Source organism: Spartinivicinus ruber, assembly GCF_011009015.1.
Lineage (GTDB): Bacteria > Pseudomonadota > Gammaproteobacteria > Pseudomonadales > Zooshikellaceae > Spartinivicinus > Spartinivicinus ruber.
In genome coordinates this window covers 3005385-3019983 of sequence record NZ_CP048878.1, presented here as the reverse complement: position 1 = coordinate 3019983, position 14599 = coordinate 3005385, and the positions used below count along the sequence as shown (strand labels likewise).

The window sequence follows — 14599 nt, the reverse complement described above, 5'->3', positions numbered from 1 at the left end:
CAATCAATATAAACAGAATAGAAAAACATAACGCGCAATAGTGATCATATACAAACAACAAAACAGCTATAGCTTATAACAGTATTATTTCATCGCGTTTAACTTTTATTGTTGTATGCTTTTTGTAAAATCGTAGTCACACTTCCTTACAGCTAAGGAAAACTCCAGTTATTTTTTAACTTCAGGAGGAAAAGCAATGGAAGCGTTCGAAACATACTGCAAAGGAATGGCAGCAAATATAAAAAAAATAAGAAAACAACGCGGCATGACCCAAGAAGCACTCGCAGAAGCCGCTAATATCAGCCCAGAATATGTTAGCCGAATAGAAAGAGGAATCAATAAGCCATCACTAAAAACCCTGTATGACCTTTCAATGGCATTAGAGTTCAAGTTCATGTTTATTATGGAAGGACATGAACCGGAAGCCAATCATCAAATCACAAACATCAAGTAACATGTATAAAGGGGAACTGCTTGCAAAGCAGAAGTAAATAAAAACTTACTTAAAATCAACAAAATAACAACAAGTCATAATAAAATAAATCTATCAACTTATTTTAAATAATAATATTTATATAAGCGCAAATCCTTGCGCTTATAACTGTCATCCATAACATTCAACCATTCGAGCTATTTAGCTACCTATAAACAGCTAATAGACCATCAGTGCCTATGCTTTCAAACAATCTAGCTGTCTATCAAACCCCAAATATTAATCATACACTATTTTCATAAATTATGTTTATTATAACATTATCCTGCCCTGTCTTGAATTAACTTATCCAGTTTTTCTTCTAATAACTGAATTTTAGAAAAACTCTCATCTTTACGTAAATAGGTTTCTGCTACTTGCTTTTGATACCCCAAAAAGCTCTTTTCAACTTCATGCAAATGTTGATCTTGTCGATGAAATACCTGCTTAAAATCCTCATCAAGATTATCCAACTTTTTACTGACATTACTCAAATTAGTATCAGCCTGCTGTTTTAACTGTTGAAACTGCCGACTAATACTTAGCCTGATAGTTGTCAGAATAAGCGTTATCAAGGTGACACTAACAGCAAGTAGTTGGAGCAGTTCTGATAGTTTCATTATTATTTCTCCATACAATGTTGGTTAGCTATACCTATTTTTATTTATTAAGGTATATCCTCTTCAAAATACGCTTCATTACCATTATTTTCTTCAAAGTCCATTAACTCATCCAAGCCATTACAATCCATTAGCTCATCAAAGTCTGTTAATAGCCGGTCAACTTCCTGCTCAGATTCAATAAAAAGATCAAAATCACCAGAAAAATCCCACAAAAAATCATTAGCCATACATTGCTCTCCTCTATTTTATGGTTTTAAACACTGCTACTTGATTAAATAGAAGTCATCAACCAATTGACAGGAACTATGGCTACCAATTAGTTACGATTGGAGGTGGCATAAAAGTGCTTACTGTTGTATAAAAATCAAATAGATTAACAACATAACTTGGTTTAAATACGATTAGGGCTTTATGGAAAAACACTTTATAACCCACGATGGCATAGAGCTATTTTATCGCCACTGGCCAGCTGAACAAACAACCAGAAAACAGGCTATTGTGCTGTTACACCGAGGCCACGAACACTCCGGTAGAGTGGCTCATCTGATAGCAGAATTAGGGTTAGACGAGTTTACTTTTTTTGCTTGGGATGCCCGTGGTCATGGCCATTCACCCGGCGAAAGGGGTTACAGCCCAAGTTTTGGAACTTTAGTCCGGGATTTACAAACCTTTATCGAACACATTACTACAACTTACCAAATTGACATTAATGATATTGCAGTTATCGGCCAAAGCGTAGGGGCAGTGGTAGCTGCAACCTGGGTACATGACTATGCCCCTAATATTCGCTGTCTGGTGCTTGCTTCACCTGCTTTCAAAATCAAGCTCTATATCCCTTTTGCCAGGACTGCAATTAAATTATGGTATAAATTTAAAGGATTATTTTTTGTTAATAGTTATGTCAACGCTAAATTCCTAACCCATGATCCCAAGCGCATTACCAGTTACAATACCGATCCATTAATTACTCGACCAATTGCTGCCAATGTATTATTGGGGCTATATGAAACAGCTGAGCGTGTCGTCACAGACGCAGCGGCAATAACGGTGCCTACTCAGCTATTAATTTCAGGCGCAGACTATGTGGTTCACCAACAACCACAGCATGCTTTTTTTGCTCGTTTGAGCTCAATAATCAAAGAAAAGCATGTGTTACCTGGATTTTATCACGACACATTAGGTGAACTTCACCGCGAACTTGCTGTTAATAAAATTAAACACTTTATCACTCAAATGTTTGCATCACCCCAGCAGCCATTATCAATGATTAATGCCCACCGACAAGGCTATACCAAAACAGAGGCTGATGAATTGGCCGTTCCCTATCCCGCTTTATCCTGTCAAAACCTATATTGGTATATATATAAACTTACATTAAAACTTGGTGGTTTATTATCCAAAGGGATTCGTTTAGGTCATCAAACAGGGTTCGACTCAGGCAGTACCCTCGATTACGTTTATCGAAATAAACCCACTGGAGCTTCATCAGTAGGCCAATGGATAGATAAACAATATCTCAGTAGTATCGGTTGGCGAGGTATTAGGCAGCGGAAAACTCATCTGGAAGAGTGCTTACGACTGGCCATCCAGTGGCTAAACCATAAAAGCATGCCAATAAATATTGTCGATATTGCAGCAGGTCATGGTCGCTATGCACTGGAAGCAATTGAGACTAGCAATATCAAGCCTGTTTCAATCTTATTACGCGACTATAGTGAGCTAAATGTTGAGCAAGGACAACGATTGATTGAAGAAAAAAGGTTAGCTGATATTGCTACTTTTACGACAGGTGATGCTTTTGATCAAGCTAGTTTAGCAGCAATTACACCAACACCTACAATTGGCATCGTTTCTGGCTTGTATGAGTTATTTGCTGATAATGAATTAATTAAACAATCATTAGCAGGGCTAGCCAGCGCTATCCCTACTGGCGGTTATCTCATTTACACCAACCAACCCTGGCACCCCCAATTGGAAATGATTGCCCGAGCATTAACCAGCCACCGTGAAGGGCAAGCCTGGGTCATGCGTCGACGTACTCAATTAGAAATGGACCAGTTGGTTAAGCTTGCAGGATTTAAAAAAATCACCCAGCGCATCGATGATGATGGAATATTTTCTGTATCCGTAGCAAAGCGCGTTGACGAAAAATAACTGAATTATTTTAGCTACCATAAATTTATTAAATTAATTTATGCGTCATGGATGACACATAAATTAAACTTAACAATCATTTAAATTGACAGTGGGAAATACTAATCCCATACTCAAATTTGGGTTCAATGGAATAGGAGCTATTAAAAGGTCTGTTACCTGCCTTCGTATTTATACTGTCTTATTAACAATTTTGCTTTCTTTTAATGTTGGCTTACGAGCAAAACCCAAATAGTATAATGAATTGACCTTATATGTATACTACATTTTCCCTTTCCTCTCATAGTTATTCTAATTCACCTCTAATCATTATTTAATATACCACAACCACTCTTATTTCATTTGCTTCATATAATTATTTATTATTCAATCAATTTTAATATCTCTTGAATGGAATTTTCTTGTTTTTTTAGGAAAACTTTCAACTCATCACCACTTTTCAAATAATCAGCCCAACCATATTTACTGCGCACTTCATTCCATTTATCAGTTTGATTAAGGGATTTAAACAGGTCAACATATTGCTGGACTTGGTCACTACTCATCCCAGACCGAGCAAAAAAACCACGCCAATTGGCAAAAACCAAATTTAGGCCTTGTTCCTTGAAAGTTGGAATTTCTAGCCCTGGTACCTTTGATTCACTTGTGATGCCTAAAATACGAACCTTATCTTTTTTATACTCGTCAACAATCTCACCAAAACCAGTTACTAAAGCAACACCTACTCCTTTATATAAACGCTCCAAAGCCTCTCCACCCCCATCGCTTGAAATATAACGCATTTTTTTAGGATTCAAACCTGCAGCTTGTAGAATAAGCGCAGCAGTAACATGATCCAAACTTCCTTTAGCAGAGCCACCAATAATTGAGTTTTTAGAGTAATTTTCTTTAACTGCCGCGATAAGCTCAGAGGTATTTTTATATACTGAATCCTTAGGAACCACCAAAACCTGATATTCAGCTATCAGCAGGCTAATTGGGGTTATATCTCGATAGCTATGTGGAATAACACCAGACAGATTACGCAATATTAAAGGTGTCGACTGAACCATCAGTGTGTTTTGATATTTATCAGGTTCCGTGACTAATGACTTAATTGCACGCCCACCGCCGCCCCCAGACAAGTTGTTATAACTAGCAGATTTGATTAAATTAGTCTCTATTAATGCCTGACCCGTTTGGCGGGCGGTTGTGTCCCAACCACCGCCCTCACCACCAGGAATTAGAAAGTCAATATTACTAATACCAGCAAACACGTTATTAATATTAAGTATTGTTATGAAAACAAATAACGCTTTAGTCAAACAACCGAGTTTCATTCGATGACTCCTAATCAATAACCATAAGAATCATAGACTATATTTTTATTAAACGTTAAATTTTTGATTAGCTGTTATGAGTCAGTAATTGATCTGGAGTTCAAAAATTAATATTGGCTAAATATCCTTCTACCTTTCTTGACAATATAGTCAAGTTATCTAAAACAGCTTCAATACATTTTTTCATGTTCAAAAGCCGAAATACCTGTTGCAATTAAGCCTTCTATACTGGTATGAATCATCAACAATGCACTTTCTTCAGATGCTTCCAACCAAAACTTATCACTCAGCTGATTAACCAGCTTTAGCCAACGCACGTTTTAGCCTAAAAAAAATACTTATTATTAATAAAATATTGATAATTAAAAAAATCCAAACCCCATAAGTCGCTATAGGCCAACCCAGAAATAAAGCTAGCCCACAAGCACCAATAACAAAAGCCCGGTCGCTTTTCCCCATTGGCCCATCATAACGACGCTCATAAGCTATTACTTTACCCAACAGCCCAGCAAACTCACTCAATATACTCAAACATAAAAAAACAACTACTAGATAAAGCTGCTCTGGAAAGAATTTTAAAAGTGGGAAAAAAATCACCCAATCAGATATAATATCCCCGACCTCATTCAATACCTCGCCCAATGTCGATTGTTGATTATAGGTGCGAGCCATCATACCATCGAGGGCATTCAAGGCCATTCGGAAAAACAAACCTACTGGCAGCGCTAAAAACAACCACGAATAACTCTCTGCATACCAAAACGCCACACCAATAACCACTGACAGTACAATAGCAACCAAGGTTATTTGATTAGCAGTGATATTCGAACGGTGCAACCAATGCAGGATAGGCAACAACAGTTGTTGAAACTTAGGCTTAATATCGTAAATAGAAACCATAATATAACTCTTAAATAATTGAGTCTATCCTATCCTACTCAACATAACTAATGGCTTAATCCTACTGACTAACATTTACTCCATTGATTTAGAGTTTCACACATTAGAGCGAACAACAGCGTAGGTATAGGGTTTTTACGCATTGTCATGCTTTAGTAATCTAGGCATTATTCGCCCCTTTTTTCAGTTGTTGTGTCGACATTAACTTGCTCAAAAAGCAAACAAGCTGTCAGCAGCAGTAAAAGCCACAAGCTAAAAAGGCTAACTTACTATAGCCTTCGAGAGGAAGTATCAATGGGCTGTAATCAATTCAGTCGTCGCCCTGGCCCAAACATCATGCTATTAATATTAGTATTTTGTACAGCATTAGGCCCCCTGTCTATTGACTTATTTGTGCCCTCATTACCAACAATCAGCACAGTATTTACCACTGATGCGGCAACAGCTCAGTGGACAATCAGTGTTTTTATGCTGGGCTTTGCTGTATCAATGTTAATCGTCGGACCGCTTTCAGATCGCTATGGCCGAAAGAAGACCCTTATTGCTGGTTATCTTGTTTATTTAGCAGCCACTGCAGTTATTCTTGTCACAGACAATATTTGGTTTCTGATCGCATCACGTTTCTTTCAAGCTGTTTTTGGCTGCTTTGGTACCGCACTCTCTCGAACAATTGTGAGAGACCTATATGATGGCAAGCAAGAAATAAAAATGATTGCACTCATTGGTGGCTGTATGGCCATCGCACCAGCCATTGCGCCGATTATTGGTGGTACGGTAGCCGAACTATTTAGCTGGCAAGCTAACTTTGTGCTCATGCTAATCATTGGCACAATATTAATGGCTATCATCATCTTATTTGTCCCAGAAACCCAGCCTTCACAGACAGCCTCCCATTCACATAGCAATCCTTTAAAAGGGTTTACCACTGTCCTAGCTGATCGGCACTACTGTTTTTATACCTTAATAGCAGCAATTGCGTTTGCCGGTGTTTTTGTATTTATCGCCGCAGCCCCCTTTGTGTTTATTGACCACTTTGGATTTAGCACTCAACAATTCAGTTACTGCATCGCTATTATGATCAGCGGCTATGTCATCAGTAGTATATTTGCTTCTCGAGTTACCGAGCATTTAGGTATACAACGAACAATACACATTACCTTTGCTATTATGGCCGCAGGAGCAAGCTTGGCAATTATCACAGGATTTGCATTTATCACTGAAAAACTAACAAGCAGCCAGTCAATTACAGGCTATATTGCAGGTATGTTTTTGTACGAGCTTGGCATAGGTATTTTTATACCTGCATGCCAAATTACAGCTTTACGTAATATCAAGCAAAACATTGGCACAGCATCTGGGTTAATATTCTTTGCTGAAATGGCTCTAGCCGCACCCATCAGCTACCTAGCAGGACAACTGCCACATAATAGTACCTATCCACTCAGTTGGGTATCAGCCGCTGCCGTGCTTATTATTGGGATAATGTTTTTATTCAAAAACACCTTTATCGCTAACAACTATAGCAGTTACACTAAAACCTCTGAGCCAACAGCCACAACGGTATAAACGAAAAATAACCAGGCTAAATAATCAGCCCCAAAAAATTAACTTGAATTTTTTGGGGCCCATAAGCAGATTACACTTACCTGAACTGATTAATTAAATCTCTCAATTTAAGTGTTTCATTTCGTGCGGCTTCGGCAAAATCTCGACCACTACTGGCATACAGAATACCTCTTGAAGAATTTACAATCAGCCCAGTACCATCTTCTGTTTTGCCTGCTTTTACCAATTGCTCTACATCGCCACCTTGAGCACCCGCTCCAGGTACCAAAAATGCCATATCACCCACAATACTGCGGATTTTCGCCATTTGCTCAGGCCAAGTAGCCCCAACCACCAGTAAACAATTGTTGTGTTTATTCCACTGATTCGCCACTAAATCAGCCACTTTTTCATAAAGGGGGGAGCCATTAACAACTAAATCTTGAATATCACTGGCACCACTATTGGAGGTGCGACACAATAATATAACCCCTCGGTCCTGATAAGTTAAAAATGGCTCAGCAGAATCAACCCCCATATATGGATTAATTGTCACTGCATCGGCTTGATAACGCTCAAAAGCTTCCACCGCATATTGTTGAGCAGTACTGCCAATATCCCCTCTTTTTGAATCAAGAATAACCGGGATATCAGGGTAATTCGTTTTTATATACCTAATTGTCTGCTCCAACTGCTCTTCAGCAGAACAAGCAGAAAAATAGGCAATTTGCGGCTTATAGGCACAGACTAAATCATGGGTGGCATCAATAATCGCTTTATTAAACTCAAAAATAGATTCTCGTTGCGGCGCCAATCCAGCAGGGAGTCTCGATAAATCTGGATCGAGCCCTACACACACCAAAGAATTGTTTTTCTTCCACGCAAGCTTGAGTTTTTCATTAAAGCTCATTAATAGCACCTTTTGATTAGTTCCAATGCACCCTTTTTGGCTAAAAAAAGCCGATACATCAGGTGTAATATAGTACGCGAATAGCCCTCAGACAGCCAATACGCATTTTTCCCCTCCGTTTCATTCACTTAGGGGTAATAGGGTATTTTGACACTGCGGTCGGGGGCTCTAAAGTCAAGGGATGGCACTGCAAGTGCGGTGGAGGCATATCCTGTTATTCCTATCTTTTTTCTATCCTCCCCCAGTACCCATTATCTAGTCCTGCCCATCCCTCCACACTAAGGTCTTATACAGGCATAGCGTTGCTTCTTATAAAATACATGAGGTATAGTAGCCAGCCATAGTCACCTATTGTGTGCTATGGCTTACATGACATTAGGATATTCATGGATCATGATTTAAACAATACCTCACATTAACAAAAATACAACACTCTCAATAGACTAAATAACAAGTTACGTCTGTTCTTAACCTATTGCAGTTGCAGGGATTCTGTTCATGTTTAAACGCTTAGCCATTATGGTCGTCTTATTGACCGTCATTTTTGGTGGTATTTTCGGCTATAAAATGTTCGAAAAAAAAATGGTTGGAGAATACTTTGCCAATTTTACACCACCTCCCATCACCGTATCTGCTGATAACAGCAAAACCGAAACATGGCAGCCAGAAATTCATGGTATCGGCACTTTACAAGCAGTCAATGGGGTTGAACTCGCTACTGAAGTAGGAGGCATGGTGCAAACCATTCACTTCGAGTCAGGCCAAATGATCGAAAAAGGTCAATTACTATTACAAATAGATGACGAAGTAGAACAAGCCACCCTAAAAAGTCAGCAAGCCCAGCTAAAACTGGCACAACTTAATTACAACCGAGATAAACAGCTACTGATAAAAAAAGCAATACCACAAACTCAGTTTGACTTAAGCAGTGCTGAACTGGAAGAAGCGATTGCCAACGTAGAAAAAACCAAGGCAATCATTGCTCAAAAGAAAGTTCGAGCACCTTTTTCTGGCAAAATTGGAATTCGCTTGATTAATCTAGGTGAATATATCAACGCCGGGGCTAGTATTGCTACCTTGCAAAATATCAACTCATTATTTGTTGATTTTAACCTGCCTGAACAGTTTTACCCCAAACTGTACGTCGGTCAGCAAGTTAGGTTTGATATTGACGCCTACCCCAATGAACACTTTATTGGTGAAGTCACTGCACTAAACGCCAAGGTTGATCCTAATACCCGCAATATTTTAGTGCGTGCCAGTGTGGCAAACCCAGAGCATAAGCTCATTCCTGGCATGTTTGCTGACTTAGCCGTACTGGAAAAAGCGTCAATCCAGGTAGTTACCGTACCAGTCACCGCCGTGACATACAGCTTATATGGTGATTCAATCTTTTTAATTACGGCACAAAATAATCAAACAACCACCAACCAGACAGCTGACAATGCAAACGACCAACCAAGTGCGAATAGCGAACAAGAAACAGACCCCACGCTGATTGTTAGCCGAAAATATATCAAAACAGGCCCACAGCAAAATGGCAAAGTAGCGGTATTAGAAGGGTTAAAAGAAGGTGACCAAGTAGTAACGTCTGGTCAACTTAAATTAAGTAATGGTGCCCGCATTGTTATCAATAATGATGTAAAAATTTAATTGCAGGGAAATGCTATGCAATTGACTGACATATTTATCAAACGCCCAGTGCTGGCAACGGTGGTTAGTTTACTGATCATCTTGCTAGGTGCGAAAGCGTTTGAAAACTTATCAATACGACAGTATCCCGAGTTAGAAAACTCTGTCATCAGTATCCAAACCACCTATGCAGGTGCTAATGCTGATGTTATTCAAGGATTTATCACCACTCCAGTGCAACAAACCATTGCCAGTGCAGAAGGGATTGATTACATCACCTCTTCCAGCATGCAAAGTGTCTCCAGCGTAAAAGCATATTTACGGTTGGGATACGACACTAATAGTGCATTGACAGAAATCATGGCTAAAGTGGCCGAAGTGCAAAATGAGCTGCCTGATGCAGCTGACCGCCCCGTAATTTCCAAAGAAACCGGCGGTGGTACTGCCCTGCTCTATATGAGTTTTTACAGTGAACAAATGTCCAATGAACAGGTTACTGACTATCTGACACGGGTTGTTCAACCTAAGCTGGCGACTATCGATGGTGTGGGTAGTGCTGAAATACTAGGGAAAAAAACCTTTGCCATGCGGTTATGGTTAGACCCAGTAAAAATGGCTGCATTTCAAGTGTCTGCTCAGGATATAAACCAAGCTATTATCAGCAATAACTTTTTATCCGCTGCTGGGCAAACGAAAGGTGAATGGGTAGTCACCAATGTTAATGCAAAAACAGACCTGAGCGACGTAGAAGCTTTTAAAAATATGGTGATTAAAAGCCAGGCTGACTCCCTTGTACGATTGGGCGATGTAGCAGAAGTAAAATTAAGCGCAGAAAACTTCGACAGTTATGTAACCTTTAATGGTATCCAGTCGGTTTACGTTGCCATTAGCCCTACCCCTTCTGCCAACCCCTTAGACGTTATTAAGCGGGTAAGAACAGCCATGCCGGCAATTGAAACACAGTTGCCGGATGTATTGAAAGCCAAAATCGTCTATGACGCCACAGAATTTATTAATGCCTCTATTGATGAAGTCGTTAAAACTCTGGTCGAAGCCACGTTAATTGTCATTGTAGTGGTTTTAATGTTCTTAGGTGCTTTTCGTTCCGTTATTATTCCGGTGGTTACTATTCCCCTGTCAATGATTGGGGTGTTATTTTTTATGCTGATGATGGGGTATTCCATTAACCTGCTGACCTTGTTAGCCATGGTGCTTGCAATTGGCTTAGTAGTGGATGATGCCATTGTGGTAGTGGAAAATATTCACCGTCACATTGAAGAAGGTTTATCACCTTTTAATGCAGCACTAGTGGGTGCTCGAGAAATTGCACTACCGGTGGTGGCCATGACCATTACCTTAGCAGCCGTTTATGCACCCATTGGTTTTATGGGGGGATTAACTGGCACACTATTTACTGAGTTTGCTTTCACCTTGGCAGGTGCCGTTATTATTTCTGGGATAATCGCCCTTACCTTATCTCCAATGATGTGCTCAAAACTGCTACAAGATAAGAGCCATGAAAGTAAAGTAGCACAAAAGCTGGATCATTTATTTGAACGACTCAAACAACGATTTCAACGCTCCTTAACTGGTGCACTCAATTACCGCCCAGTTACAGTGTTGTTTGCAATGACAGTTTTGGTAAGCATTCCATTCTTATTTATGATGACCAAAAGTGAACTGGCGCCAACAGAGGACCAAGGAATTGTTTTTATTTCCTCATCTTCACCCCAGTATGCCAATCTGGAGTATATGAATAAATATACGGCACTTTATGAAGATATCTATAAAGCATTTCCAGAGTACGACAGTTCATTTATGATCAATGGCATGGGTACCGTCAATAGCTCTATTGCTGGTATGCTATTAAAACCTTGGGATCAACGGGAACGTAGCCAACAACAATTGCAACCTTTAGTTCAGCAAAAATTAGATCAAATTGCCGGGTTACAAATCTTTTCGTTTAACTTACCCCCCCTGCCAGGCGCAGGTGATGGTTTACCCATTCAGTTCATTATTAATAGTACAGCTGATTACCAAACCATTAACCAAGTGAGCGAAAAACTGGTGGCTGCTGCCATGCAAAGTGGCTTATTCATGTTTATTTCCAGTGATTTGAAATTTGATAAGCCAGAACTGCAAATCAATATTAACCGTGATAAAGCAGCACAACTCAATATTGATATGAGACAAATAGGAGAAACCTTAGCAACCTTTTTAAGTGAAGGCCGTTTAAATCGCTTTACCTTGGATGGCCGCAGCTACAAAGTGATTCCACAGGTCAATCTTACTAGCCGTAACTCTGCAGATTGGCTCAACCGCTATTATATTAAAAATCGCCAAGGGGAGATGATTCCATTAGCCAGTATTATTGAGCTAACGTCGATAAATAAACCTAATCAACTGAATCAATTTCAACAGTTAAATTCAGCAAAACTACAAGGCGTAATGTTCCCAGGGGTTTCCTTAGGTCAAGCATTGGATTTTTTAAACCAAAAAGCCACTGAATTATTGCCCCAAGGTTTTGGTAAGGATTATTCTGGCCAGTCACGACAATATATGCAGGAAGGCAGTGCCCTACTCTATACTTTCTTGTTTTCATTAATTGTGATTTTCCTAGTACTTGCTGCGCAATTTGAAAGCTTCAGGGATCCAATTGTAGTATTAATCAGTGTACCAATGTCTATTTGTGGGGCGTTGATCCCTCTCACTTTAGGTGTCAGTACCATAAATATTTATACTCAAATCGGTTTGGTTACTCTCATTGGTTTGATTAGTAAACATGGCATTTTGATTGTGGAGTTCGCTAATCAATTACAAGTAGAAAAAGGCTTAACTAAACACCAAGCAGTGATCGAAGCCACCGCCATTCGCTTAAGGCCTGTATTAATGACAACTGCCGCCATGGTCTTGGGCGTTGTGCCTTTAGTGCTGGCATCTGGCGCTGGAGCAGCCAGCCGCTTTGATATCGGCTTGGTTATCGCAACAGGAATGACTATTGGTACTCTATTTACTTTATATGTGGTACCAACGATGTATACCTTCTTTGCTAAAGATCATAGTAAACAACCAGTGGCGAGTAGCGAACTGGTAACAAGTTAATTGATTAATAATATTGATCAACTAAGTGAATGAAGGCCAGCAATAGCTGGCCTTATTTTATTGCTGTCGCTGAAAAACAGGCGGCTTCAAGAACTCTCACTATCAGCAATAGAAGATGCTTATCGGGCAGATATAGCTGGGGCTTCGCCTGGATTGGTGTTTTAGTATTAATGGCTTATTTATTCTCTCTCGCTGAAAAAACATAATCAACTAAAGTATGCAGTAACTGGCAACATATCATTTGATAAAGTCATACTCTCCTTTATTATATGACTCTATCATTTTCTGATATTTTTCTGACTGCATTAAAATATCAAGACCTTTATTAAACTTTATCAGAAAATTTTTATTACTTGGTATTTTTTTAGATAGCATTAACCGATATATATTTTTCGAAATAATTTTATCAGAATGTGTTAACTGATTTTTTTCTAAAGGAAACTCTGTTCGCAACACATAGTCTGCTACCATTTTATTATAAGGAAAACCATCCACTCTCTTTTTAAGCAACAATAACAAACTATGTTTTATATCCTTAGCACGTATAAACTCGATTTTATCGCTACCTTCATGCTCAAGCCAAACGCCAAGGGTAGACCCTAATGGAATAGCTAAACGCAACCCATACAGATCGCTGAACTCTTGCCAACTAAGTTGACTCTCTCGACGAGAGTACAACACTTCTCCTAAAGAAATCACTGGTTTACTAAACCAAGCAAACTTCTCTCGTTCAGGCGTTTTCATCCATACGATAGACCCTGACACTGTTCCAGTCCTGACATTATGCTCTGCTCTACCCCATGGTAAAAACAAGTATTGGGTTTGAATACCTGCCTCAGCAAAAGCCTCAGTCACGATATGCGAAGCAAAACCAAAATGGGGTAAATTCTGGGATAAAAAAATAGCTTTTCATTATTTGATGAGATAGCAAGCCCTACCTACCTATTTACTACAGCATAGCAGACCGTTATATCTACTATACTTATCATGGAATATTCTGTTGCACCATTGCTTATCGCCCATCTAGCAACATACATCAACGATGTCCTCTTATATAGGATGAAGAGTGAAATTACTAAAAAGACTATCAACTATATTGGTAATAGTAGGAGGTTCTTATAACTGTTTTGCAACAGAAGTAATTCGCTTAACCAATGGCGAGTGGCCACCTTACTTAGGAAAAAACGTATCACATTATGGTATCTCCTCCTACATTGTTACCCAAGCATTTGCATTAGTAGGTGTAAAAGTTGTTTATGGCTTCTTCCCCTGGAAGCGTGCTTTTGAAGCAGCTTCAATTGGCAAGAACTGGGATGGTTCTGTGATATGGATTCGTCGTCCAGAGCGAGAAAAACTCTTTGACTATGGCCCAGCCATATTAGAGCAGGAAAAAGTATTTTTTCACCTTAAAGACACCCCATTTTCTTGGCAAACTGTTGATGACCTTAAACATTTTCAAATAGGTGGCACCATCGGCTATACTTATGGTGAAAGCTTCGACAACGCTGAAAAAAAAGGGTTATTAAATGTACGACGCCTGGTACAAGATAAACAAGGTTTAGGGATGGTGTTAGAAAAGCGACTGGATATTTTCCCATTAGAAATTGATGTTGCCAATAGTTTATTGGCTAAAGAATTTCAACCACAACAAATTCAACAATTAACCTATTACCCTAAACCATTAACTCGTCTTAATTATCATTTTATTTTATCGAAAAATATCAGTAAACAAAAAAGACAACACTTCCTACAGCTTTTTAACAATGGGCTAAACCAATTAAAACAAAGAATCGGAGAACAATGGGTTTTACACCCTTGTAGCACACCACTTACCGGCAACCACGGTTTAACGAAAGAAGAAGTTGAGCTGTACCAATCACTTTGCCCAAGTAAACTAGTTCAGCCTTCTCAACCAACCAGCCTTGATTAACAGCTTCTTCGT

Annotated in this window: 13 protein-coding genes; 6 read left to right on the top strand and 7 right to left on the bottom strand. The window is 39.2% G+C overall.

Features of this window, described 5'->3' with window-relative positions:
• Positions 1 to 196 precede the first annotated feature (196 nt).
• Complete coding sequence (locus G4Y78_RS14160) at positions 197 to 454, top strand: helix-turn-helix domain-containing protein (RefSeq protein ID WP_163833637.1); 258 nt, start codon at positions 197 to 199, stop codon at positions 452 to 454.
• Between the two features lie 299 nt (positions 455 to 753).
• On the opposite strand, the gene G4Y78_RS14155 is transcribed toward G4Y78_RS14160, so the two are convergent.
• Together G4Y78_RS14155 and G4Y78_RS14150 are read right to left on the bottom strand one after the other, a co-directional pair.
• Complete coding sequence (locus G4Y78_RS14155) at positions 754 to 1092, bottom strand: hypothetical protein (RefSeq protein ID WP_163833636.1); 339 nt, start codon at positions 1090 to 1092, stop codon at positions 754 to 756.
• A 47-nt stretch (positions 1093 to 1139) separates the two neighbouring features.
• Positions 1140 to 1322: a hypothetical protein gene (locus G4Y78_RS14150; RefSeq protein WP_163833635.1), complete on the bottom strand. Its 183-nt coding sequence runs from the start codon at positions 1320 to 1322 to the stop codon at positions 1140 to 1142.
• Between the two features lie 184 nt (positions 1323 to 1506).
• On the opposite strand from G4Y78_RS14150, the gene G4Y78_RS14145 reads away from it, so the two are divergent.
• Entirely contained in the window at positions 1507 to 3249 is a 1743-nt protein-coding gene (locus G4Y78_RS14145; RefSeq protein WP_163833634.1) for a bifunctional alpha/beta hydrolase/class I SAM-dependent methyltransferase, read from the top strand.
• A gap of 362 nt (positions 3250 to 3611) precedes the next feature.
• Here the strand turns inward: G4Y78_RS14145 and G4Y78_RS14140 are convergent, their stop codons facing one another.
• The 3 genes from G4Y78_RS14140 to G4Y78_RS14130 all read right to left on the bottom strand — a co-directional run bounded on the left by G4Y78_RS14140 (position 3612) and on the right by G4Y78_RS14130 (position 5468).
• A complete protein-coding gene (locus G4Y78_RS14140) occupies positions 3612 to 4568 on the bottom strand; it encodes a tripartite tricarboxylate transporter substrate binding protein (protein ID WP_163833633.1) in 957 nt (318 codons plus the stop codon).
• Positions 4569 to 4738: 170 nt separating this feature from the next.
• Positions 4739 to 4885, bottom strand: a complete 147-nt coding sequence (locus tag G4Y78_RS14135) for a hypothetical protein (RefSeq protein WP_163833632.1) — start codon at positions 4883 to 4885, stop codon at positions 4739 to 4741.
• Positions 4863 to 5468: a CDP-alcohol phosphatidyltransferase family protein gene (locus G4Y78_RS14130; RefSeq protein WP_163833631.1), complete on the bottom strand. Its 606-nt coding sequence runs from the start codon at positions 5466 to 5468 to the stop codon at positions 4863 to 4865. Before G4Y78_RS14130 ends, G4Y78_RS14135 begins: the two co-directional genes overlap by 23 nt.
• 294 nt (positions 5469 to 5762) lie before the next feature.
• Here G4Y78_RS14130 and G4Y78_RS14125 point away from each other — a divergent pair, with 294 nt between their 5' ends.
• Positions 5763 to 7034 (top strand): multidrug effflux MFS transporter, encoded by a 1272-nt coding sequence (locus G4Y78_RS14125; RefSeq protein WP_163833630.1) that lies wholly within the window; start codon positions 5763 to 5765, stop codon positions 7032 to 7034.
• Positions 7035 to 7110: 76 nt separating this feature from the next.
• Here the strand turns inward: G4Y78_RS14125 and pyrF are convergent, their stop codons facing one another.
• Positions 7111 to 7923 carry an orotidine-5'-phosphate decarboxylase gene (pyrF, locus tag G4Y78_RS14120; RefSeq protein WP_163833629.1) on the bottom strand — a complete coding sequence of 271 codons (813 nt, stop codon included), beginning with the start codon at positions 7921 to 7923 and terminating at the stop codon, positions 7111 to 7113.
• 498 nt (positions 7924 to 8421) lie between these two features.
• On the opposite strand from pyrF, the gene G4Y78_RS14115 reads away from it, so the two are divergent.
• Complete coding sequence (locus G4Y78_RS14115; RefSeq protein WP_163833628.1) at positions 8422 to 9576, top strand: efflux RND transporter periplasmic adaptor subunit; 1155 nt, start codon at positions 8422 to 8424, stop codon at positions 9574 to 9576.
• Between the two features lie 15 nt (positions 9577 to 9591).
• On the top strand, positions 9592 to 12657 hold the full coding sequence (locus G4Y78_RS14110; protein WP_163833627.1) for a MexW/MexI family multidrug efflux RND transporter permease subunit: 3066 nt from the start codon (positions 9592 to 9594) through the stop codon (positions 12655 to 12657).
• 237 nt (positions 12658 to 12894) lie between these two features.
• On the opposite strand, the gene G4Y78_RS14105 is transcribed toward G4Y78_RS14110, so the two are convergent.
• The gene (locus tag G4Y78_RS14105; RefSeq protein ID WP_268935097.1) at positions 12895 to 13560 is read right to left on the bottom strand and encodes a substrate-binding periplasmic protein; all 666 of its coding nucleotides are present in this window, start codon (positions 13558 to 13560) and stop codon (positions 12895 to 12897) included.
• Between the two features lie 163 nt (positions 13561 to 13723).
• On the opposite strand from G4Y78_RS14105, the gene G4Y78_RS14100 reads away from it, so the two are divergent.
• Positions 13724 to 14587 (top strand): substrate-binding periplasmic protein, encoded by an 864-nt coding sequence (locus G4Y78_RS14100; protein ID WP_163833625.1) that lies wholly within the window; start codon positions 13724 to 13726, stop codon positions 14585 to 14587.
• The last annotated feature ends 12 nt before the right edge of the window (positions 14588 to 14599 follow it).

Bases quoted from the DNA above. Each gene is read 5' to 3' on its own strand.
- G4Y78_RS14150 (WP_163833635.1), bottom strand. From the start codon at position 1,322: ATGGCTAATGATTTTTTGTGGGATTTTTCTGGTGATTTTGATCTTTTT.
- G4Y78_RS14110 (WP_163833627.1), top strand. From the start codon at position 9,592: ATGCAATTGACTGACATATTTATCAAACGCCCAGTGCTGGCAACGGTG.
- G4Y78_RS14140 (WP_163833633.1), bottom strand. From the start codon at position 4,568: ATGAAACTCGGTTGTTTGACTAAAGCGTTATTTGTTTTCATAACAATA.
- G4Y78_RS14115 (WP_163833628.1), top strand. From the start codon at position 8,422: ATGTTTAAACGCTTAGCCATTATGGTCGTCTTATTGACCGTCATTTTT.
- G4Y78_RS14155 (WP_163833636.1), bottom strand. From the start codon at position 1,092: ATGAAACTATCAGAACTGCTCCAACTACTTGCTGTTAGTGTCACCTTG.
- G4Y78_RS14130 (WP_163833631.1), bottom strand. From the start codon at position 5,468: ATGGTTTCTATTTACGATATTAAGCCTAAGTTTCAACAACTGTTGTTG.
- G4Y78_RS14160 (WP_163833637.1), top strand. From the start codon at position 197: ATGGAAGCGTTCGAAACATACTGCAAAGGAATGGCAGCAAATATAAAA.
- pyrF (WP_163833629.1), bottom strand. From the start codon at position 7,923: ATGAGCTTTAATGAAAAACTCAAGCTTGCGTGGAAGAAAAACAATTCT.
- G4Y78_RS14125 (WP_163833630.1), top strand. From the start codon at position 5,763: ATGGGCTGTAATCAATTCAGTCGTCGCCCTGGCCCAAACATCATGCTA.
- G4Y78_RS14145 (WP_163833634.1), top strand. From the start codon at position 1,507: ATGGAAAAACACTTTATAACCCACGATGGCATAGAGCTATTTTATCGC.